This is a genomic window from Rhodococcus sp. NPDC056506 (genome assembly GCF_042794945.1).
Lineage (GTDB): Bacteria > Actinomycetota > Actinomycetes > Mycobacteriales > Mycobacteriaceae > Rhodococcus_F.
On sequence record NZ_JBHTSW010000057.1, the window covers coordinates 1 to 22915 of the forward strand.

Genomic DNA, 22915 nt, shown 5'->3' on the forward strand with positions numbered 1-22915 from the left:
GTCTTTTTAAGCTGTGGATACATTCAGGTTAATCTTTCTTGGGCCTAGCCTGCTGTGCCCCTTTATTACCCCCCGGCGTTTAATAACGGCGCACAGCAATATAGCCTCAGCGCATGCGCGAACTCTTGGTGATCGGTATCGGTGCGGGTGATCCCGACCAGGTGACTGTTCAGGCGATCAAGGCCATGAACAGGGCCGATACCTTCTTCATCATCGGAAAGGGTGACGAGAAGCAGGCTCTGGTCGACCTGCGAACCGGCATCCTCGACGAGCACGTTCATCTCGACTACAGGGTGGTCGAGATCACGGACCCACCGCGGGACCGAACCCCGACCGATTACGAAGGTGTCGTCGAGGACTGGCACGAGCGCAGGGCAGCGAAATTCGAAGCGGAATTCGCGGCCGAACCCGGAGTGGGCGCGATTCTCGTCTGGGGTGACCCTTCCCTCTACGACAGCACTCTGCGGATCGTCGAGCGCGTGCTCGCTCGCGGGAGAGTGTCGTTCGACTACTCCGTCATCCCGGGGATCACGAGCGTGCAGTCGTTGGCTGCACAACACCGGATCGTCCTGAACCGCATCGGCGAACCCATCCACATCACGACCGGCCGCAAACTGGCCGAGGGATTACCTGACGGAGTGGACAACGCCGTCGTGATGCTCGACGCGCATTGCACGTTCACTCAGGTGGCCGAAGACGACGCCGAGATCTGGTGGGGTGCGTACCTCGGAACCTCGGACGAGGAGTTGATTTCCGGCAAACTGCGCGACGTCGAAGATCGGATCGTCGCGCGTCGGGCGGAGCTGCGAGAGAAGCACGGCTGGATCATGGATACGTACCTCATTCGGCGCTGACAACCGGCCACAGATTGCGTCGTCGATCCTGCGCTCTTGATCCCGAATGACGGTCTGCGCACCTATGATCTGCGCATGACATCGTTCGGGCAGGATCGACAGCAGTCGATTCTGCCCGCACCGCGTGGCCGTGAAAAATCAGCGGTGAAGTCGGCTCTGGATCTTCTCGCCCAGTGGTATCGGAACCCTGATCGATTCGACAGTTTCAATCGATACCTCGCCACGAAGGGCCTGGAGCTAGCTGTCCGATTGCTGGTTGTCAGCTCCCTGACGACGGTCATCATCGCGATGACTCTGTTGCGCTTCAGCGATGCGGGCGTTCACAACCACGTCACCAGTGTCGTCAACGCCGTGATCATCGCCGTCACGGTCGCGGTGATCGTGCTCTTCTGTCTCTTACCCGAAATCACACGTCGGTGGTCGTATTTCTTTGTCGTCTACTGCGAGGTCGGCGTCTTCGTCGGTGTATTCCTGAACAGCGATCCGTTCATCGGGTTGATCCAGTGTGTGCTCTTCGCGCTGATCGGCGGTTACATCGCTTACTTCCACAATGCGAGACTCCAAGCAGTTCACATCGCGCTGTCCATCGTGGTTCTAGCACTCGTCGGGCGAAAGGTCGCGGACTACGCGGACCCTGCGTTGGCCACTGCACTGTGTCTGATCATCGCCACCGCGATCGTCGTCGTGCCGTTTGCATGCCAGTTCGTCCTCTCACTTCTCGGATCCGACGCCGAAAGTTCGGATGTCGATCCGTTGACCGGTCTCCTGAATCGGCGCGGGCTGCAGCGAGCAGTAGTCGAGTTGGGGGCAACGGGACATGCGTCGAGCAAATCGTCTTATGTCGTCGCGATTGTCGATGTCGATTCGTTCAAAAGCGTCAACGACTCGCACGGGCACGAAGAAGGCGATCTTGTACTTCGTCAGATTGCTGATCGACTGCGGTGGTGTGGCAGCGAAAACGCACTCTTCGCCAGGTTCGGTGGGGACGAGTTCGTGTTGGTCGACATGATAGACACCGGTGCAGCGCCTGCATTCGAAGACAAGCTGCGGAGGCACTTGCGAATCGACGATCGTGATCCGGCAGTGACGACCAGTGTCGGAGTGGCGATCACCTCTGCTCAATGGTCGGCGATCATTTCCGACGAGGAGTTGACGGAACTGTTTCGAGTAGCCGACACCTCGATGTACCGAGCGAAGGCCGGCGGCGGCAATCAGGTTGTGATGTGCGAAGAAAAACCGTGATATTTGTCTGATTGCGGGGAGTTGACTGGATTACCCTGACCTCATGGGAACAACCGGGGGTGCAGAGCGTTCGGACGTCGTCGCGTCGCAACGACCGCTCTCGGGTCCAGCATTTCGGATGATCTCTTCGCAACTCGTCGATTGGTATGAGCGGCCGGATCAATTCGATACTTTCAATCGCTACCTTGCGGACAAGGGGCTGACCATCGCTTCACGTTTTCTGGTCGTCTCCTCGTTGGTGCTGGTCACGGTCATCATGTTCTTGACTCGATTCAGTGCACAGGGGCCGACGAGCGCGCATGCGCGCACTGCGAATCTGGTGATCATCGTCGTAACCGTGATGATGGTCCTTGTTCTCTCGACGAAGCGCAATCTGTCTCGCTCGTGGTCATACGCCTTCGTGCTCTATTCAGAAGTGGGAATAGCCGCAGCAATGCTGTTGTACTCCAATCCACTTGCGGCATTGGCGCATGCAGTGATGTTCTCCGTGATCGGCGGTTACATCGCGTTCTTTCACAATGCTCGACTTCAGAGCCTGCACATGTTGTGGGTGTTCGTCGTAGTCATCGGGATCGTGACACGCATTGCCATTGTCGAGAACTATTCCGATATTCCGGTTCTTCTCGCGCTGGTTGTTCTAGTGGGTGCAGCGATCTACGTGATTCCCTTTGCCTGTCAGTTCATACTCTCGATCCTCAGTACCGATGCGCTGAATTCGCAATTGGACCCGCTGACCGGATTGCTGAACAGAAGGGGGCTGGCAGACGAAGTACGGCTCTTACTTGAACGCTCGCACAAGCACTCGACTCTCTTGGTTGTCGCCGCGGTCGACATCAATCGATTCAAAGCGATCAACGACGAGTACGGGCACAGCGTCGGCGATGCGGTGATCGAAAAAGTCGGAGCGCGACTGGTCGACAGCGCCGGACCGACGGCGTTGATCGCACGGATAGGCGGCGACGAGTTCGTAATCGTCGATTCGGTCGATCAACGCTCGGTCGATCGACTCGCGCACGAACTTCGGCGTCCGACGATCACCTCGCCCGATCATCCACCGGTGGCGATAAGCGTCGGAATCGCGAAAGTGGCAGGGCCTTTCGACTCGGTTGACGATGCGTTGGTCGCCTACCCGACTCTGCTGCGGCGAGCGGATCGGGCGATGTATTCCGCGAAGGCGCGAGGTGGGTACTCGGTGGTTCTGCAGACTGAAACCGGCTGAGCGCGCTGTGAGTGTCCGTGGTCGGCGCTAGTCTGTTGCCATGCCTGAACTACCCGAGGTGGAAGCGCTGGCAGGGTTCCTTCGTCAGCACGCGGTCGGCGCAGTGGTGGGACGCGTCGACATCGCCGCACTGAGTGTGCTCAAGACCTTCGATCCGCCGATCACGGCCGTGCAGGGGCGTGACGTGACGGGCGCCGCCCGCTTCGGAAAGCATCTGGCGCTGGACTGCGACGGGTTGTGGTTGGTCACGCATCTCTCCCGTGCCGGTTGGATGCGGTGGCTCGACAATCCGTCGGCAGCACCGCCGAAGCCTGGCAAGGGGCCGTTGGCGCTACGCGTTCATTTCTTCACACCCGAAGGGTTGACGCCGGCGTTCGATCTCACCGAAGCAGGTACCAAGAAGCGCCTGGCAGTCTGGGTGGTCAGCGATCCGCAAGAGGTTCCAGGCATCGCGCGATTGGGGCCGGACGCGATGGCTGTGACGGAAGCGGAGTTCGCAGAAATTCTGGGCGGCACGTCGGCCCGGATCAAGAACTCGATAGTTGATCAGTCGCTGATCGCCGGTATCGGGAACGCCTATTCGGACGAGATCCTCCATACCGCGAAGCTCTCGCCCTTCGCGACGTCGTCGCGCCTGACTCCGGAGCAGATTTCGACGCTGTACACCGTGATGCGATCCACGCTGGCCGATGCGGTCGAGCGTTCCGAGGGTCAGGACGCGGCCCGACTCAAGGGTGAGAAACGCTCGGGGATGCAAGTACACGCGCGCACAGGACTTCCCTGCCCGGTGTGCGGTGACGTCGTACGCGAAGTGTCGTTCGCAGAACGCTCTTTTCAGTACTGCGCGACGTGCCAGACGGGTGGTAAGCCATTGGCGGACAGGCGAATGTCGAAACTACTCAAGTAGCGAACTGCGCCGCGAGCAGTTCGACGAACTCTCGGGCGAGGGCAGACGAATGGGTGGGTTCGGTTATTGCGTGGACGATCCGATGCGGTGCATCGGTGATCGGAATGCAGATCAGTTCGGGATGTAGGGCGCTCATGGACTGGGGGAGCAGGCCGACGCCCAAACCGTTGGCGGTCAGTGAACAGATCAGGTCTACGGAGTTGGCTTCGAGAGTTTTTCCGCGTGGGACCTGTGATTCGGCGAAGGCCTGGTCGGTTTGGACACGGGCCTCGCTGCCCGAGGCGAAGTCCACGAGAGTGTGATCTCGTAGGTCTTCGAGCCTGATCGACGAGGCCTGGGCAAAGGGATGGTCGGGAGCGACAAACGCTGCGGTCGGTTCACTCCACAACGGTGCCGCGGCAAAGCTCTTGGGTAGGCGGCCGGCGGCCAATCCGACAATGCCGACGTCGATCGCGCCGGACCGAACTCCCTCGATCACTACTTCACTGCCGTAGGGCCGCGCGGTGATGTTGATGGCGGGATGCCGCCGTGTCAGATCTGCCAGCGCGCGGCCGACGTCGACGCGTCCTGCCGAGGTGATGGTGCCTACCGTCAGCCGCACCTGCTCGTTGCTCCGAGCCGAGACATCGCTGACCAGTCTCGACATGGCGCCGAGTACCTCACGCGAGCGCGCGACAAAAACCTCGCCGGCAGCAGTCAGGCCGACGTTGCGACTGTTCCGGTTGAACAGTTCTACTCCCAGTTCCTTTTCGAGGTCTCTGATCTGGGCGCTCAGGGCGGACTGGGAAACGTGCAACCGCGCGGCGGCCCGGCTGAAGTGTCTGTCTTCCGCGACGGCAAGGGCGTAGCGAATGTGACGTAGTTCCATATCACCAATCTATCGTTCTCGGCGATAGATCATGCGTATCCATCTATTGGACGCACGCCGGTGTGGAGGGTCATGCTTGGCGACATGATTTCAAGCGACGCGCGTCCGAGGCTCGGACTACCGACAGTGCTGCTGATGGCTGCAGCGACGGGCCTGTGCGCGGGCGGTAACTATTTCAATCAGCCACTCCTCGATTCCATCGCGAATCACTTGAATGTGTCGGCCTCGACCGCGGCCGCGACGGTGACCATTGCGCAGGTCGCGTATGCACTCGGATTGATACTCTTGGTTCCGGTAGGCGACATGGTGGACCGACGCAAGCTGACGGTAGGGCTCATGCTGCTGGCGGCGACCGGTCAAGCGGTCAGCGGATTTGCGCCGAACTTTGCCACGCTGGCAGTGGGAATCGCAGTCGCTGGAGTCTTTTCGGTCGCCGCGCAGGTACTGATCCCGTTTGCCGCCTCACTGGCCGAGCCTGAGAGGTCCGGTCAGGTGGTCGGCACGATCATGAGCGGACTACTGATCGGAATCCTGTTGGCGCGCAGCGTTGCCGGCGTGCTCTCCGGACTGGGAGGTTGGTCGACGGTATACAAGGTGGCGGCGGTGCTGATGGTGGGAATGGCCGTGGCATTGTGGCGATCTCTGCCGTCCGATTCCGCAGATCGCCCGAAGGCCGGTTACGGCGCCACGCTTGCTTCGGTAGGTAGGTTGGCTGCGACGTTGCCGCGACTGAGAACTCGATCGGCTATGGGCGGGTTGGCCTTTGCTGCTGTCAGCACTGTTTTCACAACCATGGCCTTTCTGCTCTCCGACGAATTCGGCTACAGCGACACTCAAATCGGCCTCGTCGGACTTCTCGGTGTGGCAGGAGCCTTGATGGCGACAGTGGCAGGCAGACTGGCCGATCGGGGATTGGGTCAGGTGGCAACCGGCGGCGCCATTGCGATTCTGTTGGTCTCGTGGCTTCTTTTTGTCGCCGGTGCCGCGCACATAGTGTGGTTTCTTGTTGCCATCGTTCTTGCCGATCTCGCGCTGCAGGGAGTACACGTCAGTAACCAGAATGTGATCTACGCCCTTGTCCCCGAAGCACGTTCGCGTGTGAACTCCGTGTACATGACGACCTACTTCGTCGGTGCTGCCGTGGGTTCGGCAGTGGGATCAGTGGTGTGGAAGTCGCACGGCTGGAACGGAGTATGCATCGCCGGGTTGGTCTTCTCCCTTGCAACGGCGTTGGTGTGGATGCACGATCGCCGCCTGGAGACGGCTGAACTGCGAATCCCGGAATCCCCTGTCGCGGTGGGATAGGCAGCCACCTTCTCGATTCCAGCACCTTTCAGATCCCTGAACCTTTCTCAGATTTCGGCACCGTCCACCAGGATCTTGCCGACGCGTTCGGGATAGAACGACACGTGGTCGTCGATCCCGGACGCTTCGGCGGTGGTGAACGGATAGAACCACGCCAGATCGTCGATCGGTGCGAGTTCGGTTGTGCCGGTGAAGGACAGATACGACGCGGTGCCCTTGTACGGGCAAGCAGTGGTGGTCGGGGACGCGACAAAGTACTCGCTGCGGACGTCGATTCTCGGAATGTAATAGCGGGTAGGCAGGCCGGTTTCGAAGAGCAGTCGGGGTCGTGTCGTCTCGGCGACCAGTATGTCGCCGACAAAGACCTGGACGTGGCGGGACGAGGGGAGTGCGTCGATACGTACGTATGGATCTCGGGCGTGGACAAAGACCTGTTGATCTTCTTCGAACCAGGCGTCCATGCGATCCCAGTAGAACGCGACGTACTCACTCAGTTCCAAGGAACCGTCGAACTGTTGAGGGTAGGACCAGACGGCGTCCTCGGCGCGGCGATCCCCGATCTCGATAGTCCAGTATGTGGCGTCACCCTTCCACGGGCAATGGGTGGTCGTCGACGTCGGGACGAGGAATTCGTTGCGAACGTCGGTGAGGGGGATGTAGTACATCGGCAGGCGGCCGCGTTCGAACAGATACACCGAACGAGCGGTGTCAGCGACGGCGTGACCAGCGAAGAATGCTCGAATTCGGCGGGAGTTCGGCTCGAGTGCGATCCGCCCGTTTGAAGCTTTGACCTGTGTGTCTTCTGCGTGAGTCAGTGCTGTGGACATTCGTGAATGCTCCTGAGATTCGGCAGGTTGTCCTTCCCATCCTGCGCCCGGCAGCAGCTATTTGACAGGGTGGAGCCGAAATACGCGGATCTGGCGCCCGAATGCTCGATCGGCGTAGGTTTCGTACGGCGGCCACGCGGTGGTCGCGAGCGTCCACAGTTTCTTACGCGTGGCGCCCTCCGCCAGGGTTGCACCGACCTGAATTTCGACGCCCTTCACCGTCACGATCGCAGTGGGGTTGGCCATCAAATTGAGTGTCCACGCTGGATGCGTATCCTGCCCCCAGTTGGATCCGACGACGACGAACGCATCGCCGTCGGGTGCGTACAGGAGTGGCGTGGTGCGAGAACGGCCGGTCTTACGGCCCGTCGTGGTGAGCAGTAGCTGAGTCACGGTGTTCTCTCCGACCAGCGAGAGCTTGCCTCCCGATACTCTCTGCACTGCTCGATCGAGCGGAACCAGATCCTTGCCGAGATCCGAGAACCATTGTGTATGGCCGACATTGCGCATCAATGACCGGTAGATATTGCGCATCGGACCCCTCGCATTCTCGGCACTGTTTCGAGGCTGGTGCACCTCGACTCGAAAGAGTCTGCCACGTCAGGTCACAGATACCTGAGTCCCAAGGTCCCGAAAGGAATGAAGCGGTCAGCCGAATTCGGTTTTGGTGGAGAGGAATTGGGGCAAATCTCTGAAACCGCCCGTTTTTGGTCGGTGGATGTTCGCTGGAAGGTCAGGCCTCCGACGTCAAGACTTCGGGCTCGAGCCATTCGACACCGAGCAATTCGGACAGCGACCGCAGTCCGGATCGATCGCCCCCTTTCAGGCCGGTCACGGAATTGAGATTGCGCAACATGACCGTGGCGACGTCCTCTTCCTTGGTGCCCACGCCGAAGGGTATGACCCACGGACACGTTTGGTAGTCGCGATGTGACCGACCGAACGTCTGTTCTGCCGCGATTCCTGAGTATCGCGGTTGATGAAAGATCCCCGTCCGTGGCAACGAGGACGCGTGAGAGCCGTCGGGGAGCGCTTCGTTGGCATGGAGCGAAATCGAGGTCGTGACATTGAAGACAATGACGGGTGCGTCCCCGCGTTGAAATCGCAGACGCTGGCCCTCCTTGTCCGCTACCGCGCCGAACAGTTTCGCGACCGAGATCCCGGCGTCTTCGATCATCTCGACCAGCGGATCGCCTGCCGTGGAGACGAACTCGACGGCCACCAACACCTGCTTGCCTGCCTTGACCTGGGCTTGCGCCCACTGAGCTGTCGACTCGGCACGGATCATTCCCGCCTTCTGCCGATAGCGGAGAACCAGCGCACGACCCCGAGCAATGTTGCGGCTTTTACGGGCCAAGCCCATCTCGTACGCGTACTCGGCCCACTCCGTCTCGTACTCGGCGCGCTGGGCATGCGTGAGGTCGATCGGCATACCGTCCAGTGGAACGGGCCCCCACGGCGTCGGTCGATGAATCATCAAGGGCGGTTTACTGTTCGACATCCACCCCCGTACGGTGTCGAGTGCCTGGGATTGCAGTGTCGGTGATTCCTTCGCCTCAGCGCTCCACGTCCACTTCCCGTAGGACTTGTCCAGCGGAAGACCGGACTCGACAAGCCTGGCGCCGAGGTCCGACCAGTATTCGGAGGGCTCCGAATGCAACTGCGCAAAAAGTGGTGCCAGGTAACGCTGATCGGCTGGCGTGTGTCCCGGTGTTGCTGTCACGGACAGGACGAAGGGCGCCTGCTCGTGCGCATTCGAAAAGCGCGCAACCTTCTCGAAAGCAGCGGTGCGCTGTGTGTCGTTGCTGTACAGCTGGGCCTCGTCAGCAATCACCACACCGAACGTGTACTTGGGGCGCCCGTTTCGTGCGATCAGTTTCTTCAATTGGTCAGGCGACATGATCAGCCAACGGAAGCCGCCGTCGCCCACCGAGGCGATGGAATAGCGCCAATGTGGAATGGTGATCTGTGCCGGTCGATCGACGAGGACGAGGATGTTGGTTTCGCCGCGCTCTTCGGCAATCGTCTTGGCCGACATCACCGCGATGAGCGTTTTACCCAGGCCCGCATTGTCTGCCAACAGAAATCCGCGTTTACCGGCGCGAGCAGCGTCGACGACGGCGCTCGCCCCCGAAACCTGTTCGGGTCGCGGAATTTTGGGTGCGGCCACGGGACGTTCACCGGTGCCGTCATTGATGTCGTCCTCTACCCATTGCTGATACGAGAAGGGGAGTGCCTTGAATGGAGCGAGTTCTACGGGCAACTCCGTACCGACCCACGCGTAGCTCTTCCATTTCTTGACGAACTGCGCACCAGGCGCCGGCGTCCGAAAGGGAACGTCGAGGAGCCAGACGCTCTCACCAGGGCCGGCAGTCGGCACATCCGGCATCGTCGCGCGTGAGCTCTTCTTTGCGACAGTCTTCTTCGGGGCGGTCTTTCTGGTCGTGTTCCTCTTGGGTGCAGCCTTCTTGGGTGCAGCCTTCTTTGCGGCAGCCTTGCGTGCCGTGGTTGCTTTGCGTGGTGGCATCAGGCGGTTTCTGCTGTGAGGAATTCACGCAGCGTGAGCGCAGGCCGGCCGACAAGGTCCTCCACGGTGCCCGTGATCAGCGACAATTCACCCTGCGCGATTGCGGTGTACGTCGATACCCACGCGTCGAGTTCCCAGGCCGGTGCGTTGTACGACGCCCGTGATTCGTAAGCTTCCTCGACAGTTTCCTCGACGTACGTGGTCTGCTTGCCCGTGACTTCGGTGATGATGCTCGCCGCCTCGGAGAGCGTCAGCGCCTCCCGTCCGGTCAGGTTGTACGTCTGTCCGACATGGGAATCCAGATCCTGCAGAACCGAGACAGCGACGGCAGCAATGTCGGATCGCGCTACAGCGCCCACGAGACCGTTTCCTGCGGGGCCCCGGATCACACCGTCTTCGCCGGCGAGAGCGGGTAGGAAATCGAGGTAGAAGCTGTCGCGCAGGAAGGTGAATGCGAGTCCGGAAGCACGGATGTGTTCTTCGGTGACCCAGTGATCGCGCGCGAGCGTGAACGTTGCGTCCGGAGCGGCGCCGAGGAAAGACGTGTACACGATGTGCCTGACCCCGGCCGCCGCTGCGGCATCGACGAAGGTGCGATGCTGATCCAGGCGATCTGCGCTTTCGGCCGCCGACACCATGAAAAGCGTGTCGATTCCCGCCAAAGCCGCGAGAGCGCGCTCGCGATCCCCGTATGTGGTCTCGGCAGAATCGGCACCGTCGAGCTGCGGCAATCGATTGACCGAACGTGCGATCAGCCGCTGCGGGACACCTGCGTCGGCCAACGACGCGGCCACCAGGCCGCCGATATGACCGGTAGCGCCGGTGACGGCGATCCTCGCAGACCGTGAATCTACGGACATGGTGCCCCTCCTTCGGTCGGTGTGCATTCCATCTTGCCGGAACCCACTCCCACGTCAGGTCACGACGCGACGATTACACCGCGAGCCACCGACAACGCATCGGACAGAGCAGTCCTGGTGTTGTCGTCGAGGGGCAGCAGGGGCCGGCGGGGAAGGCCGGCGTCGACGCCGAGAAATTCCAACCCGGCTTTGACCGTCGACGGCAGTCCGCGACTGACGAGGACCTTCAGTAGTGGCTCGATCTGTTCGAACACAGCGGCGGCACCCGACCGATCACCGGATTCGAGTAGACGCCAGAAGTGCACCACCTGCCCTGGGGCCAGACACGGGGCTGCCGTGCACCATCCGCGTGCACCGGCAGAGAAAGATTGCAGTGCAAGAGGATTGCTGCCGTTGAAAAAGGGGATCGTGCCACCGCTCAGTTCGTTGATGCGGTTCATCCGGGTGATGTCGCCGGTGGATTCCTTGATCATCGTGATGCCGTCGACGGTGGAGACGAGATCGACGAGAAACTCCGGTGACATGTCGATACCGGTGGTGGCCGGATTGTTGTAGATCATCGTCGGAATGTCGACGGAATCGGCTACCGCAGTGACGTGTTCACGAATCTCCTGCTCACCCAGATGCCAGTACGACGTGGGAAGGATCATGACTGCGTCGGCTCCGGCGTCTGCCGCGATCGATGCTCGGCGGAGTGCTCCCGCCGTCGTCAGGTCCGATACGCCGACGACGGTGGGGACTCGGCGGTCGACGTAGTCGAGGGTCTCCCGGGCGACTGTCTCCCATTCCGCGTCGTCGAGATAGGCGCTCTCGCCGGTACTGCCGAGCGGAGCTATCGCGTCGACACCACTGCCGATCATGTTGTCGAGGAGCGTGTGTAGCGGCTTGGAATCGAACGCTCCGGTATCGCGGTCGAACGGGGTGATGGGATAGGCGACGATTCCCTTGATGGTGCTGCTCATGAGATTCTCTGTTCTGTTGGTGAGAAACGAAATTCAGTTGGTCAGCGTGTCTGGGTGATTGCGGAGAGCGCGGCGGGCGTAGTACGCGAAGTTCGCCTCGCTGCGCCGAGGAGTCAGCGTCCAATCGTGTGCCTCCTTCGCCAGGCGAGGCGGTAGCGGCTTGATGTCGCCGGCAGCCATCGCCAGCAACTGCAGCCGCGCGGCCCGCTCGATCAGATGTCCGAGGGAGCATGCCTCTTCGACCGTGTTGCCGACGACGAGTTGGCCGTGGTGGGCGAGCAGAATTGCCCGCTTGTCGCCGAGTGCAGCCGAAATGATCTCGCCCTCCTCGTTTCCCACAGGAACTCCGGGCCAGTCGGCAAGAAATGCGCAATCGTCGTAGAGGGGTGCGATGTCCATCTGGGACACGACGAGGGGAATCTCGAGCATCGACAACGCCGTCGCGTGCAATGGGTGCGTGTGGACGATGCAGTTGACGTCGGGTCGGGCGCGGTAGATCCAGCTGTGGAACCTGTTGGCGGGGTTCGGCATTCCCTCCCCGTCCAGAACCTCGAGATCCTCGTTGACAAGCAGGAGGTTGTCCTCGGTGATCTCGTCGAACCCGAGGCCGAGTCGCTGGGTGACAAACGTGCCGGGCTGCTCACCGCGGGCGGAGATCTGGCCGGCAAGGCCGGAATCGTGGCCGGCCTCCGACAGCGCCCTGCAGGTCAACGCGATTTTCTGTCGAAGGGTCCAACTACCTGTGGTTACTTCGGTGAGCATCTTCGTCTCGGCGGTGGCCATGAGTTCTTGCTTGCTCGCATGCATCGTGTCGGTCATGGGGTGTGCCTTTCTCGGGACCCAGGAGTAGATGACATTCAGTCACCTACAGGACACAAAGTGTCATATAGGACGGAATTGCGCAACCCTGGGTTCGTATGGTGCTGGTCATCGCAGGTCAATGTGTTGGTAGGGTGATGACACAAAGTCTCGTGAGGGGAATCGAATGGCAGCGTTTCTGCGGACACATCGGCGTCGTGCCGGTCTGACGCTCGAGGGCCTGGCCGAGCAGACCGGGCTGACGAAGAGCTATCTCTCCAAGGTCGAGCGGGGTATCAGTACCCCGTCGATCGCGGTGGCACTCAAGATTGCGCGTGTGCTCGATGCCGATGTGGGGCAACTGTTCTCGGACAGTATGGAGGGAAATGCCATGACGATCGTGCGCGCGAAGGACCGCGTGATCGACCCGGCCACCTCCGTGCAGTCTTCCGTCTACGATCCGATCGCGCCCTCACTGGTCGGAAAGGCCATGCAGCCGTTCGTGGTTCATCCGTCCTCGGTGATGGGTCCCAAGTTCATGGACCACACGGGAGAGGAGTTCGTGTTCGTGCACTCCGGATCTGTGGAATTCGAAATCCCCGGTCAGACGATGCACCTCGACGCCGGCGACAGTTTGTACTTCGACGCGAATACGCCGCACCGGATGCGGTCGGTGTCGGCGGATCGTGCGGTGGTGCTGGTTGTCGTCTACGACAAGCCTTCGGCTGGATCACCCAGCGGTGACTCGCTGGAAACGCACTGCGGGGTGAGCAGATGACGCTCGGGACCGATACGACACTCACGCTGCTCGCGGCGGGTCTGATCTTCCTGCTCTCCCTGTGCCTGGGCATCTGGAAATACCAACAGATGGCTACCTCGGACAATCACCTCGCCCATCCGTATGTCGACATCGCACACCGCGCAGCACTGATGTACTCGTTTGCAACGCTGTTGATCGCGGTGTTCGTCGAACTCAGTGCGTGGCCGACGTGGATCAACCTGACCAGCGCAGCAGTGGTCGTATTCTTCTTTCTTGCAGCGATATTCAGCTACATCGCTCACGGTGCGATGAAAGACACCGACAACCAGTTCGAGTCCGCCGGTCCGCCCCTGCACCTCGGAATGTTCCTGCTGATTCTCGGAGAGGTCGGCGGATTCGCCGTCCTACTCGCAGGTTTCGTGAAAGGCCAGTTTTTCTGATCGGGCTTCAGCGCCTGTGCTCGTAGCCGATCCAAGCCCGTCGACGCTCACCCATCGGGTCCTTCTCCACTCGGGACGTCTCGTCGAAAACCATTGTTTGCCGCTCCGGTACGGAGTAGGCGGGCCATTCCCGGTCCGGCACTCCGTGGTGGGCGAAATGGATCCAGTGGCGCTGCATGGTGGAGGTCACCGCAGTCAGTCCGTGGCGCCCTCCGACTGCGGTCAAGGCCGCGGTGAGTGCATCCGAACGCCCGAAGACCGCAAGCAATTCGGTGGCGTGGGTAGCGCCCATGCCGATGAGTCGGAGCAGTCGCGGCGCAAAGTCGTAACGGTAACTGTAGGTAGGAGCTACCTGGCAATGACCCTGTGCACAGAGTATCGCCGGTTCCCAGAACGTGATGTCGCCGCCGAGATCTGCGGCAGCAAACCGGTGCGGATATGTGGGATACGCCGCGAGCGCACGTGCTTTCACTTCAGGGGTGGTGTGGGAGAACATCTTCTCGATCCGAACCGGGTTGGTAGGCAAGATGTCGAGAACGCGCGGAAAGATCCGCCCCTCATGGAGATTCGAACCGACCAGCAACGGGACGGGGTGGGCTTTTCCCGCTGCGAACACGTCGAGCGGGTGTTCGGGAAGGACGTCGTCACCCACTACGGGAGCAAATGCCCGCGTTCCGGGTTCTTCGTCGGCGCCGCGGCGCGCAAGTTCTTCGCCGGTATCCACCAGTTCTTTCACCGAAGCGGAGCGCAGCCACGATGCCGGATCGGTTTCCGGAGCATGTGCGATCTCGAGGAACTCGCGTGCCCAGCGGTGCGCTCGCTCTTTTCCGTATGCGGAAGCGGCCGGCGGACTTTGCGCGATGGCCCGGGCGAACAGCCCTCGTGCCGCCGGCGTTGCCATCAGAGTGGTGACCGCGTTGGCGCCGGACGATTCACCGAAGACGGTGACGGCGTTCGGGTCGCCACCGAAAGCGGCGATGTTGCGTTGGACCCACGTCAGTGCGGCGATCTGATCGCGCAATCCGAGGTTCGTCTCGAATGGTTGCTCGGCAGTGGAGTATTCGCTGAAATCGAGGTAACCCAACGCGCCGAGACGATATTGGATCGAGACGTAGACGATGTCGCCTCGCTCGACCAGGGTCGTTCCGCGGTACATGGGCGTCGACGGATTCCCACCGTTGTACGCGCCGCCGTGAATGAAGACCATGACCGGTCGCAGCGAATCAGAAGGTAGCCGAGGGGCCACGACGTTCACGAACAGAGAGTTCTCGTCGAAGTTGCTCTTGCGCTGCGGAGATGGAGAGCCGAATGCTTCCGCCGGGCGGACACCATTCCAAGCCTCGACCGGCTGTGGTGCGCGAAATCTCCAAGGACCGGTCGGGGCCGCTGCGTAGGGGATTGCTCGCCAGGCGCGCAGTCCTCGATCGAGGCGGCCGCGCACGATTCCGGAATCGAGAGTGATCTCGAGAGGGCTCGTCACGGTAGAGGGATGTCGGTGCCGTGGCTGCGGTAACCGCTGTATCCCGCCCAGGCCAAGCGTTGTTCACGTCTGGGATCGTTCTCGACGCGCACGATCTGGTCGAAGATCATGGTCCGACGCTCCTGCGCGTCGTAGCGCGGCCACGATCCGCGCGGCGAGCCGTGCTCGGCGAAGTGAAGCCAGTGTCCCTGAACGGATTCGGTGACTGCGCGCAGTCCGCGTCGACCACCGGGAAGAGTGAGGCCGCGCCCGATCACCGTGTCACCGATACCGAAGACTGCGAACATCTCGAATCCGTGGGTGGCGTCGAGGCCGAGCCAACGCATCATCGTCGGCGCGAAGTCGAATCGGTAGGCGTACGTCGGCGCCGATTGTGCGTGCGCTTGCATCAACTCCACGGACGGGTGCCAGAACGTGACGTCGCCGCCGACGTCGATCGCGGACTGCTCGTCCGGATAACCGGGATAGGTTGCGAGGATGCGTTTCCCGGCTTCGGGATCGGTGAGGGCGAACATGGTGTCGATGCGCGACGGGTTGGTCGGGAGTGCGTCGAGCACTTTCGGGAACAGCGTTCCCTCTCGTCTGTTGGTTCCGATGATCATCGGAACCTGGTGTGCCGATCCCTCTTTGAATGCGTCCAAGGGGGAGCGCGGAAGGAAGTCGCCGTCGACGACCGGTCCGAAGGGATGTAGTCCAGGTGTGTTCGCGAGTACTTCGGCGCCCAGTCGGCTTCCGGCTCGGCCCAATTCGACGGCTGTCGCCGAGGTCAGGGCTTTCGCGGGCGGTAGACCGGAATTGAGGATCTCGACGAAACGCGCACCCCAGGCGTGTGATCGCTGAGTGCTCGAGACCAGATCCGGAGCCGAACTTTCGGCGATAGCCCCGGCGAAGAGTCCCTTGGCGGCCGGAGTGGCCATCAGGGTGGTGACGGCAGTGGCTCCGGCGGATTCACCGAAAATCGTGACTTTGTCGGGATCCCCACCGAAGGCGGCGATGTTGCGTTGCACCCACTGCAGCGCCGCGACCTGATCGCGCAGTCCGAGGTTGGAGTCGAATACGCGCTCGGATGTGGAGAACGGGGTGAAATCGAGGTAGCCCAGAGCGCCGAGCCGGTAGTTGATCGAGACGTAGACGACGTCGCCGCGTTCGACGAGGGACACGCCGGAGTACAGGCCGGTGGCGGAGGTTCCGATGGTGTTGGCCCCGCCGTGGATGAAAACCATGACGGGACGCAGAGTATTTCCGGTGTTCGCCGGAGCGAGCACGTTGAGCGTCAGGCAGTCTTCGCTGCTGGGCTGGTACTTCCCGGGCGCGAGCAGCAGCCCCTTCTTGTGCTGGACAGACGCGTCGCCGAATCTGGTCGCGTCGCGTTCTCCGGACCACGGCGTGACCGGCTGGGGTCGCGTCAGACGCAGTGTTCCGACCGGCGGCCGGGCGTAGGGAATTCCGCGCCAGGCACGAAGTTTTCCCACCCGGCGGCCGCGCAGAATGCCGTCGGCCGTGGTCACAAGTATGTCGGACGCCATGTCGCGACTATACGTACTTCGGGATCGCGTCAGCGGCGAGCCTCCAGCAATCGAAGCCAGACCTCACTGACCGTCGGATACGAGGGCACCGCATGCCACAGAGTTTCCAGTGGTACGGCGCCGACCACCGCGATTGTCGCCGCATGCACCAGTTCGGATACTTCGGGCCCGGCGAAGGTAGCGCCGAGGATCACGTCGGTGGCCTTGTCGATCACCAACTTCGCGCGTCCCGAGTAGTCGTCACGCAGCAGTGAAGATCCCGCGACGGCGAGTTCGATCTCCACGACTTCGACGTCGTAGCCGTCGTCGCGAGCTTTCTTCTCGGTGCGTCCCACCCAGGCGATCTCGGGTGAGGTGAATACCACCTGGGGAACCTGCCCGTTGTCTGACGACGCCGTGTATCGAGGTCCGCGCAGTCCCCGACTCTCGGCTCGCGCTGCGATGACGTCTCCGCACACTCTCGCTTGATACTTGCCCATGTGGGTCAGGGGTGAACGGCCGTTGATGTCGCCGACTGCGTAGAGCCACTCACCTTGGGCACAGAGGTGGTCGTCGGTGGTGACGTACTTGCCGTCCTCGAGGCCGATGGCGGACAAGCCGAGATCGGCAGAGGTCGGACCGCGGCCCGCCGCGACGATGACCTCGTCGACCTCGATCACGCCGGAAGAGGTCTCGATGCTGACGGGTCCTCCGTGGATGTGGCCTTCGCCGGTGTCCTTGGCATCGGGGCGTGAGACCGAGTTGACGTCAGTGCTCAGTCGAACATCCACACCGCGGGCGCCGAGTGCTTCGGCAACCATCGTTCCGGCAAACGGTTCTGCTGATTTCAAGAGAGCATCGCCCCTCACGAGCAGCGTCACGTGAGCGCCGAACGACGACAACCACGTTGCGCACTCCGTTGCGACCACTCCGCCGCCGATGACCGCCACTCGCGACGGAACCTCGTGCAGGTTGGTCGCATCGCGCGAGGTCCACGGGAGCGCCTCGCGCAATCCCGGTGTCTTCGGGACGGTGGCAGTTGTTCCCGTAGCGAGTACGACTGCCTGGCGGGCGCGGAGCTTACGGGTCCCGTCGACGGTCACTGCTCGCTCGCCGTCGATCACTCCGTGGCCTTTGATCACGGTGATGCCCACCGAGGTTGCCCAGTCGACCTGGGACGAATCGTCGTGGTTGTGGGTGAACGAGTCGCGCCGTTTCAGGACGGCCCCGACGTCCAGCGGTCCGGCCGGGATACCGGGCAACGCGTCGGCCGCTTCGAGGACCTGCCCTGGACGCAGTAACGCCTTGCTGGGCATACAGGCCCAATACGAGCATTCACCGCCGACCAGTTCGTGTTCCACGATTGCGGCGGTGCGATTACTCCCGGCGATGGCGTATGCGGCGGCGTTCTCACCAGCAGGCCCACCGCCGATCACGATGACATCGAATTCGTCGGTCATTGCTCCACGGTATGCCGGATCGGTCCGAGTTCGCTCGGTTACTGCCGGGTACGAGAGCTCGATGGTGGCTACAGTTGCACCCATGACGCGGCAGAAGATTTTGATCACGGGTGCCAGTTCGGGTCTCGGGGAGGAGATGGCCAGGAGATTTGCCGCAGCAGGTCGCGATCTCGCGCTGTGTGCCCGGCGGACGGATCGCCTCGACGCACTTCGCGAGGAGTTGGTGGCCCAGTACCCGTCGATCAGCGTTGCAGTGCGCGAACTCGATGTGACCGAACACGATTCCGTCGTCCGAGTTTTCGGCGAGCTTCGCGACGAGCTGGGCGGTCTGGACCGGGTGATCGTCAATGCCGGGCTCGGCAAGGGCGCGAAGATCGGTACCGGCAAAGCGCACGCGAATCTCGCAACAGCGCAGACGAATTTTGTCGGTGCGCTTTCGCAGTGTGAAGCTGCGCTCGAGATCTTCCGCGCACAGGACGCCGGACACCTGGTTCTCGTGTCCTCGATCAGCGCGGATCGGGGACTACCCGGGCCGAAGGCGGCCTACTCGGCGAGCAAGGCAGGGGTAGCGGCTCTGGGGGAGGCGCTCAGTATCGAGTTGTCGCGCACACCCATTCGGGTCACCACGCTGCTGCCCGGCTTCATCAAGACCGACATGTCTGCCGGCGCCGGCGACGATGCTGCGCTCATGGCCAGTTTGGACGAAGGCGTCAGCGCGATGGTCGACGCCATCGAGAAGGAAACCACACGGGCGGCGTTGCCCGGCCTCAAGTGGCAGGGGATAGATGCAGCCTTACGATTCCTGCCCAACTCCGTGACAGCGAGGTTTGTCTGATGAGCATCCACATCTCGAACGGCAAGCCCCGGGTAGTGATCGTCGGTGGCGGCTTCGGTGGCCTGTACGCGGCGAGACGACTCAAGAAGGCCGACGTCGAGGTAGTTCTGATCGACCGGGGAACCAGCCATGTTTTCCAGCCGCTGCTCTACCAGTGCGCCACCGGCCTGCTCTCCGAAGGGCAGATCGCAAGTCCGCTGCGACATCTCCTCGAGGACAACAAGAACACGAACGTCGTTCTGGGCGAGGCAAAGTCGGTGGACGCGGACGCCGGGATACTGACGGCCAGCCGCTTCGACGGGTCGACCTTCGAATTGCCGTACGACTACCTGATCGTGGCGGCCGGAATGCGGCAGTCGTACCACGGTCAGGACGAGTTCATCCAATGGGCGCCGGGGATGAAAACCCTCGACGACGCTCTGGCGATCAGACGCAGTCTCATTGCCGCGTTCGAGATGGCCGAATCGCTCCCGACGGCGGAGGAGCGTCGACCGTGGCTGACCTTCGCCGTGGCGGGCGGCGGGCCGACCGGTGTCGAATTAGCCGGGCAGATCCGTGAATTGGCGATGCACGCGCTGACCAACGAGTTCCGGTCCATCGACCCGGACGAGGCTCGGGTGCTGCTTTTCCACGGGGACGATCGTGTGTTGCCCTCGTTCAGTCGCAAGCTCTCGGCCGCAGCCAAACGCACTCTCGACGGGATAGGCGTCGAGACTCACCTCGGTGTGCACGTCACCGACGTGTGCGAGACCAGCATCGAGACGACGGACAAGAAGACAAAAGAGAAGCAGCAGTACGAGACTCGAACGATTCTGTGGACTGCGGGCGTCGAGGCAGTGCCATTCGCCGAGGCCCTGGCCACAGCACTGGGTGTGAAGCAGGTCGGCGGTGGCCGCATCGAAGTGGAAGCCGATCTGACCGTCCCCGGTCACCCGAACGTCTACGTGGTCGGCGACCTCATGTCTCGTGACAAGCTTGCCGGGGTGGCCGAGGTTGCGATGCAGGGCGGGCGGCACGCCGGGGCCAGGATCGCGGCCACAGTCGAAAACGGCGTACCCAACCGAAAGCCTTTCAAGTACCGCGATCTTGGAACTGCGGCGTACATTTCGCGTCGCCACGCGTTGCTTCAGGCAGGGCCGGTTCAGTTGTCCGGGTTCATCGGATGGGTGTCCTGGGGAATCATCCACATCGCGTTTCTCGCCGGGTTCCGCAACCGCGCCAGCACGGTGCTGAACTGGGGTGCAACCTTGGCGTCGAAAACTCGTCGGGAACGGGCAATCACGTACGGTGATCCGGAAACCGCTCGGCAGCCGTACAACTGAGGGCTACTCCGTTGTGAACACGGGGTTTCCGGTGGCGTCGATCATCCACCACAGGCTGCCGATGCTCTGTCCGAGCATGTCGCCGGGAACCTTGTCGTCGAGGTACCGATAGACGGGCTTGCCGTTGACGGTGATCTGGAACGATCCTTCCGGCCCGTCGACGGTGCCGATTGCGGCGTCAATGCCCTCGACGATCGGTGAATCGGAAACCGAGGTGACCGCCGGCCAGTAGCGCAGGCACGCTTCGTCACACGCGCCGGCTTGGGAGTTCTCCTCGTCCGGGTTGTAGACGTAGACCGTCATGCCCTCGCCGTCGACGGCGATCGTCCCGAGCGGGGAGTCGGCGGTCTTCAGCAAGGGAGCATCGGCAGCGGCAGGTGGAGACAGCGACGTCGAGATGGCGGTGACGTTGTCCGCGCTGTCCCCGGAATCGAGGGCGTCGGGCGAGCACCCGGTGAGGACGAGGGCGGTACTCGCAACCGTCGCGAACAACCACTGTCTGCGCATGACGTCTCCGTTCTGGGCGGGAGTGCTCGGGACAAGCAATCGGGGATACCCGTTGCGGACGAGCCGAAAACGCGGGTGATCGATCCCTCGACAATAGCTCTGTTGCAGAGCTATTGTGAGGTTGTGGATGAAACCGGATCAGGCTTTGCGGATGACGTCCTGGAGACGCTCGGTCAATTGCGCCGGGGCACCAGGAAGGCGTCGGGGCGGCCGTTTGCGGAACGACCGCTCGGCGGCGCCCAGATCGAACTCGTCAGGTTGCTACGACGCAACCCGGGCCTGTCCGTGGCCGAGGCTGCCGGGCGATTGGGTGTCGCGGCAAATACGGTGTCCACCTTGGTTCGTCAGCTGGTCGACGAGGGAGTGATCGAACGCGTCGCCGACGAGGCCGATCGACGCGTCGCGCGTTTGGTGCTCTCGGACGAGGCGCGCGCCCGCGTCGAAGTATGGCGTGATCGACGGAGTGTGATTGTCGGTCAGGCATTGTCGAGTCTGACCGCAGAAGACAGGACGAGTATCGAGGCTGCGCTACCGGCCCTGTCTCGATTGGCGAGCGCTCTGGCAGCAGCCGGATCAGAAGGCGAGGGGCAGTGAGATGCTGACACAGTGGTGGAAGAGCCGAGCGGCACACATGCCTGACCCTGGCGCGCCCGCGGTCGAGATCGACTCGGTAACATACAATTTCGGCGATCATCGCGCGGTGGACAACTTGAGTCTGGTCATCAACGCGGGGGAATGCTTCGGCCTGTTGGGTCCCAACGGTGCAGGAAAGACGACGACGATCAGGATGCTCAACACCCTGCTTCCACTGCAGGATGGTGACATTCGAATTCTCGGTCGATCCGTTCGCAGCGAAGCGATGACCATTCGGCGCTGTCTCGGGTACGTGCCACAGCAGCTCTCGATCGAAAGTGCATTGACCGCACGCGAGAACGTGACCTGGTTCGCGAGGCTGTACGACGTTCCGCGGTCCGAACGACGCGAGCGCGTCGACCAGGCGCTCGAGATGGTGGATCTACTCGATTCGGCGGATCGTCTCGCGTCGAGTTTCTCCGGCGGTATGGTGCGACGGCTCGAACTTGCGCAGGCTCTGGTGAACCGACCGTCGCTGCTGGTGCTCGACGAACCGACGGTGGGGTTGGATCCCATTGCCCGCGAATCCGTCTGGCAGCGAGTGGCAGAGATGCAGAAGCTGTACGGCATGACCGTGCTGCTCACTACGCATTACATGGAAGAAGCCGACGAGTTGTGTGATCGTGTTGCGTTGATGCATCACGGTGAACTTCGCGCAGTGGGCGAGCCGAGGGCGTTGGCCTCCGAACTGGGACCGGATTTCACTCTCGAAGAAGTGTTCCGCCATTACACCGGCGACGATCTCACCGGCGACAAGTCAGGAGGTCTCCGCGATGTCCGCACTGCCCGTCGCACAGCGCGCCGCTTGGGCTGATCCCACAACCAGCGGTCCTGCACGATTGCTGTCGAGGATTTACACATTTTGCCTCGTGGAAGTGCAGAAGTTGCGGCACGACCGATCTGAATTGGTCACGCGCGCAATCCAGCCGATTCTCTGGTTGGTGATCTTCGGTCAGACGTTCAGTCATATCCGAGCGATTCCGACCGGCGACGTTCCCTATCTCGACTTTCTTGCACCGGGCATCATTGCTCAGTCCGCACTTTTTGTTGCAATCTTCTACGGAATCCAGATCATCTGGGAGCGTGACGCGGGGGTCCTCACCAAATTGATGGTCACGCCGACGCCGCGCGCCGCATTGGTGACCGGTAAGGCATTTGCCGCCGGTATCCGCGCTGTCGCGCAGGCAGTGGTGGTCGTCATCGTGGCGGCACTGTTGGGCGTGAGTATGACGTGGAACCCGCTCAAACTGCTCGGAGTCGTGGTCGTCGTTGTCCTGGGCTCCGCGTTTTTTGCCTGCCTGTCGGTCGCGATCGCGGGAATCGTGCTGAAACGAGATCGATTGATGGGCATCGGGCAGGCAATCACCATGCCACTGTTCTTTGCCTCCAACGCGCTGTACCCAGTCGAACTCATGCCGACGTGGGTTCAGTGGCTCAGCCGCATCAACCCGCTAAGCTACGAGGTGTCAGCGCTGCGGGGTCTGCTCATCGGAATGCCGACCGATTACGCCGTCGACTTCGGCGTGCTGATCGGGGCAGCGCTGCTCGGAATCGTCACCGCCTCGGCACTATTGGGCCGGTTGACTCGCTGACCTTCACCACGA

General features: G+C 61.9%; 23 protein-coding genes. 12 read left to right on the forward strand and 11 right to left on the reverse strand.

The window, feature by feature from the left end:
- Positions 1-113 precede the first annotated feature (113 nt).
- The 4 genes from cobF (at position 114) to ACFQ6H_RS27520 (ending at position 4222) form a co-directional block, all read left to right on the forward strand.
- Positions 114-854, forward strand: a complete 741-nt coding sequence (gene cobF / locus ACFQ6H_RS27505) for a precorrin-6A synthase (deacetylating) (protein ID WP_378649990.1) — start codon at positions 114-116, stop codon at positions 852-854.
- 75 nt (positions 855-929) lie between these two features.
- Positions 930-2096: a diguanylate cyclase gene (locus ACFQ6H_RS27510; RefSeq protein ID WP_378649992.1), complete on the forward strand. Its 1167-nt coding sequence runs from the start codon at positions 930-932 to the stop codon at positions 2094-2096.
- Positions 2097-2139: 43 nt separating this feature from the next.
- Positions 2140-3315, forward strand: coding sequence for a diguanylate cyclase domain-containing protein (locus ACFQ6H_RS27515; protein WP_378649994.1), 1176 nt, complete (start codon positions 2140-2142; stop codon positions 3313-3315).
- A gap of 40 nt (positions 3316-3355) precedes the next feature.
- A complete protein-coding gene (locus ACFQ6H_RS27520; RefSeq protein ID WP_378649996.1) occupies positions 3356-4222 on the forward strand; it encodes an Fpg/Nei family DNA glycosylase in 867 nt (288 codons plus the stop codon).
- Here the strand turns inward: ACFQ6H_RS27520 and ACFQ6H_RS27525 are convergent.
- A complete protein-coding gene (locus tag ACFQ6H_RS27525; RefSeq protein ID WP_378446383.1) occupies positions 4215-5090 on the reverse strand; it encodes a LysR family transcriptional regulator in 876 nt (291 codons plus the stop codon). The genes ACFQ6H_RS27520 and ACFQ6H_RS27525 overlap by 8 nt on opposite strands.
- Positions 5091-5162: 72 nt before the next feature.
- Here ACFQ6H_RS27525 and ACFQ6H_RS27530 point away from each other — a divergent pair, with 72 nt between their 5' ends.
- Entirely contained in the window at positions 5163-6395 is a 1233-nt protein-coding gene (locus ACFQ6H_RS27530) for an MFS transporter (RefSeq protein ID WP_378649998.1), read from the forward strand.
- A gap of 47 nt (positions 6396-6442) precedes the next feature.
- On the opposite strand, the gene ACFQ6H_RS27535 is transcribed toward ACFQ6H_RS27530, so the two are convergent.
- The 6 genes from ACFQ6H_RS27535 to ACFQ6H_RS27560 all read right to left on the reverse strand — a co-directional run bounded on the left by ACFQ6H_RS27535 (position 6443) and on the right by ACFQ6H_RS27560 (position 12390).
- A complete protein-coding gene (locus tag ACFQ6H_RS27535) occupies positions 6443-7222 on the reverse strand; it encodes a DUF427 domain-containing protein (RefSeq protein ID WP_378650000.1) in 780 nt (259 codons plus the stop codon).
- Positions 7223-7279: 57 nt separating this feature from the next.
- Positions 7280-7756, reverse strand: coding sequence for a nitroreductase/quinone reductase family protein (locus tag ACFQ6H_RS27540; RefSeq protein ID WP_378543477.1), 477 nt, complete (start codon positions 7754-7756; stop codon positions 7280-7282).
- A gap of 199 nt (positions 7757-7955) precedes the next feature.
- Positions 7956-9749 carry a DEAD/DEAH box helicase family protein gene (locus tag ACFQ6H_RS27545; protein WP_378650002.1) on the reverse strand — a complete coding sequence of 598 codons (1794 nt, stop codon included), beginning with the start codon at positions 9747-9749 and terminating at the stop codon, positions 7956-7958.
- Positions 9749-10609 carry an SDR family oxidoreductase gene (locus ACFQ6H_RS27550; RefSeq protein ID WP_378650004.1) on the reverse strand — a complete coding sequence of 287 codons (861 nt, stop codon included), beginning with the start codon at positions 10607-10609 and terminating at the stop codon, positions 9749-9751. Before ACFQ6H_RS27550 ends, ACFQ6H_RS27545 begins: the two co-directional genes overlap by 1 nt.
- A gap of 59 nt (positions 10610-10668) precedes the next feature.
- Positions 10669-11571: a dihydrodipicolinate synthase family protein gene (locus ACFQ6H_RS27555; RefSeq protein ID WP_378650006.1), complete on the reverse strand. Its 903-nt coding sequence runs from the start codon at positions 11569-11571 to the stop codon at positions 10669-10671.
- Between the two features lie 33 nt (positions 11572-11604).
- Positions 11605-12390 (reverse strand): aldolase, encoded by a 786-nt coding sequence (locus ACFQ6H_RS27560; protein ID WP_378532569.1) that lies wholly within the window; start codon positions 12388-12390, stop codon positions 11605-11607.
- Positions 12391-12556: 166 nt separating this feature from the next.
- On the opposite strand from ACFQ6H_RS27560, the gene ACFQ6H_RS27565 reads away from it, so the two are divergent.
- Together ACFQ6H_RS27565 and ACFQ6H_RS27570 are read left to right on the forward strand one after the other, a co-directional pair.
- Positions 12557-13147, forward strand: coding sequence for a helix-turn-helix domain-containing protein (locus tag ACFQ6H_RS27565; protein ID WP_378532571.1), 591 nt, complete (start codon positions 12557-12559; stop codon positions 13145-13147).
- The gene (locus ACFQ6H_RS27570) at positions 13144-13569 is read left to right on the forward strand and encodes a hypothetical protein (protein ID WP_378532573.1); all 426 of its coding nucleotides are present in this window, start codon (positions 13144-13146) and stop codon (positions 13567-13569) included. The genes ACFQ6H_RS27565 and ACFQ6H_RS27570 overlap by 4 nt, the downstream gene beginning before the upstream one ends.
- Before the next feature lie 7 nt (positions 13570-13576).
- Here the strand turns inward: ACFQ6H_RS27570 and ACFQ6H_RS27575 are convergent, their stop codons facing one another.
- From ACFQ6H_RS27575 to ACFQ6H_RS27585, 3 genes are read right to left on the reverse strand one after another with little or no spacing between them, the layout of a single operon-like run.
- The gene (locus tag ACFQ6H_RS27575) at positions 13577-15049 is read right to left on the reverse strand and encodes a carboxylesterase/lipase family protein (protein WP_378650029.1); all 1473 of its coding nucleotides are present in this window, start codon (positions 15047-15049) and stop codon (positions 13577-13579) included.
- On the reverse strand, positions 15046-16575 hold the full coding sequence (locus tag ACFQ6H_RS27580) for a carboxylesterase/lipase family protein (RefSeq protein WP_378650031.1): 1530 nt from the start codon (positions 16573-16575) through the stop codon (positions 15046-15048). The genes ACFQ6H_RS27575 and ACFQ6H_RS27580 overlap by 4 nt, the downstream gene beginning before the upstream one ends.
- Positions 16576-16604: 29 nt before the next feature.
- Positions 16605-18014 carry a dihydrolipoyl dehydrogenase family protein gene (locus ACFQ6H_RS27585; protein WP_378650043.1) on the reverse strand — a complete coding sequence of 470 codons (1410 nt, stop codon included), beginning with the start codon at positions 18012-18014 and terminating at the stop codon, positions 16605-16607.
- Between the two features lie 82 nt (positions 18015-18096).
- On the opposite strand from ACFQ6H_RS27585, the gene ACFQ6H_RS27590 reads away from it, so the two are divergent.
- Positions 18097-18849, forward strand: coding sequence for an SDR family oxidoreductase (locus ACFQ6H_RS27590; protein WP_378532578.1), 753 nt, complete (start codon positions 18097-18099; stop codon positions 18847-18849).
- Positions 18849-20171, forward strand: coding sequence for an NAD(P)/FAD-dependent oxidoreductase (locus ACFQ6H_RS27595; protein ID WP_378650033.1), 1323 nt, complete (start codon positions 18849-18851; stop codon positions 20169-20171). Before ACFQ6H_RS27590 ends, ACFQ6H_RS27595 begins: the two co-directional genes overlap by 1 nt.
- Positions 20172-20174: 3 nt before the next feature.
- On the opposite strand, the gene ACFQ6H_RS27600 is transcribed toward ACFQ6H_RS27595, so the two are convergent.
- Positions 20175-20678: a hypothetical protein gene (locus tag ACFQ6H_RS27600; RefSeq protein WP_378650035.1), complete on the reverse strand. Its 504-nt coding sequence runs from the start codon at positions 20676-20678 to the stop codon at positions 20175-20177.
- Positions 20679-20801: 123 nt separating this feature from the next.
- On the opposite strand from ACFQ6H_RS27600, the gene ACFQ6H_RS27605 reads away from it, so the two are divergent.
- The 3 genes from ACFQ6H_RS27605 to ACFQ6H_RS27615 are packed head-to-tail and all read left to right on the forward strand — an operon-like array spanning position 20802 to position 22903.
- On the forward strand, positions 20802-21272 hold the full coding sequence (locus ACFQ6H_RS27605) for a MarR family winged helix-turn-helix transcriptional regulator (RefSeq protein ID WP_378543515.1): 471 nt from the start codon (positions 20802-20804) through the stop codon (positions 21270-21272).
- 37 nt (positions 21273-21309) lie between these two features.
- Entirely contained in the window at positions 21310-22125 is an 816-nt protein-coding gene (locus tag ACFQ6H_RS27610; protein WP_378650045.1) for an ATP-binding cassette domain-containing protein, read from the forward strand.
- Positions 22085-22903, forward strand: coding sequence for an ABC transporter permease (locus ACFQ6H_RS27615; RefSeq protein WP_378543521.1), 819 nt, complete (start codon positions 22085-22087; stop codon positions 22901-22903). Before ACFQ6H_RS27610 ends, ACFQ6H_RS27615 begins: the two co-directional genes overlap by 41 nt.
- Positions 22904-22915 lie beyond the last annotated feature (12 nt).

What these genes read in the sequence shown, in the direction of transcription:
- cobF (WP_378649990.1), top strand. Translation starts at nt 114, where the DNA reads ATGCGCGAACTCTTGGTGATCGGTATCGGTGCGGGTGATCCCGACCAG.
- ACFQ6H_RS27510 (WP_378649992.1), top strand. Translation starts at nt 930, where the DNA reads ATGACATCGTTCGGGCAGGATCGACAGCAGTCGATTCTGCCCGCACCG.
- ACFQ6H_RS27515 (WP_378649994.1), top strand. Translation starts at nt 2,140, where the DNA reads ATGGGAACAACCGGGGGTGCAGAGCGTTCGGACGTCGTCGCGTCGCAA.
- ACFQ6H_RS27520 (WP_378649996.1), top strand. Translation starts at nt 3,356, where the DNA reads ATGCCTGAACTACCCGAGGTGGAAGCGCTGGCAGGGTTCCTTCGTCAG.
- ACFQ6H_RS27525 (WP_378446383.1), bottom strand. Translation starts at nt 5,090, where the DNA reads ATGGAACTACGTCACATTCGCTACGCCCTTGCCGTCGCGGAAGACAGA.
- ACFQ6H_RS27530 (WP_378649998.1), top strand. Translation starts at nt 5,163, where the DNA reads ATGCTTGGCGACATGATTTCAAGCGACGCGCGTCCGAGGCTCGGACTA.
- ACFQ6H_RS27535 (WP_378650000.1), bottom strand. Translation starts at nt 7,222, where the DNA reads ATGTCCACAGCACTGACTCACGCAGAAGACACACAGGTCAAAGCTTCA.
- ACFQ6H_RS27540 (WP_378543477.1), bottom strand. Translation starts at nt 7,756, where the DNA reads ATGCGCAATATCTACCGGTCATTGATGCGCAATGTCGGCCATACACAA.
- ACFQ6H_RS27545 (WP_378650002.1), bottom strand. Translation starts at nt 9,749, where the DNA reads ATGCCACCACGCAAAGCAACCACGGCACGCAAGGCTGCCGCAAAGAAG.
- ACFQ6H_RS27550 (WP_378650004.1), bottom strand. Translation starts at nt 10,609, where the DNA reads ATGTCCGTAGATTCACGGTCTGCGAGGATCGCCGTCACCGGCGCTACC.
- ACFQ6H_RS27555 (WP_378650006.1), bottom strand. Translation starts at nt 11,571, where the DNA reads ATGAGCAGCACCATCAAGGGAATCGTCGCCTATCCCATCACCCCGTTC.
- ACFQ6H_RS27560 (WP_378532569.1), bottom strand. Translation starts at nt 12,390, where the DNA reads ATGACCGACACGATGCATGCGAGCAAGCAAGAACTCATGGCCACCGCC.
- ACFQ6H_RS27565 (WP_378532571.1), top strand. Translation starts at nt 12,557, where the DNA reads ATGGCAGCGTTTCTGCGGACACATCGGCGTCGTGCCGGTCTGACGCTC.
- ACFQ6H_RS27570 (WP_378532573.1), top strand. Translation starts at nt 13,144, where the DNA reads ATGACGCTCGGGACCGATACGACACTCACGCTGCTCGCGGCGGGTCTG.
- ACFQ6H_RS27580 (WP_378650031.1), bottom strand. Translation starts at nt 16,575, where the DNA reads ATGGCGTCCGACATACTTGTGACCACGGCCGACGGCATTCTGCGCGGC.
- ACFQ6H_RS27585 (WP_378650043.1), bottom strand. Translation starts at nt 18,014, where the DNA reads ATGACCGACGAATTCGATGTCATCGTGATCGGCGGTGGGCCTGCTGGT.
- ACFQ6H_RS27590 (WP_378532578.1), top strand. Translation starts at nt 18,097, where the DNA reads ATGACGCGGCAGAAGATTTTGATCACGGGTGCCAGTTCGGGTCTCGGG.
- ACFQ6H_RS27595 (WP_378650033.1), top strand. Translation starts at nt 18,849, where the DNA reads ATGAGCATCCACATCTCGAACGGCAAGCCCCGGGTAGTGATCGTCGGT.
- ACFQ6H_RS27600 (WP_378650035.1), bottom strand. Translation starts at nt 20,678, where the DNA reads ATGCGCAGACAGTGGTTGTTCGCGACGGTTGCGAGTACCGCCCTCGTC.
- ACFQ6H_RS27610 (WP_378650045.1), top strand. Translation starts at nt 21,310, where the DNA reads ATGCCTGACCCTGGCGCGCCCGCGGTCGAGATCGACTCGGTAACATAC.
- ACFQ6H_RS27615 (WP_378543521.1), top strand. Translation starts at nt 22,085, where the DNA reads ATGTCCGCACTGCCCGTCGCACAGCGCGCCGCTTGGGCTGATCCCACA.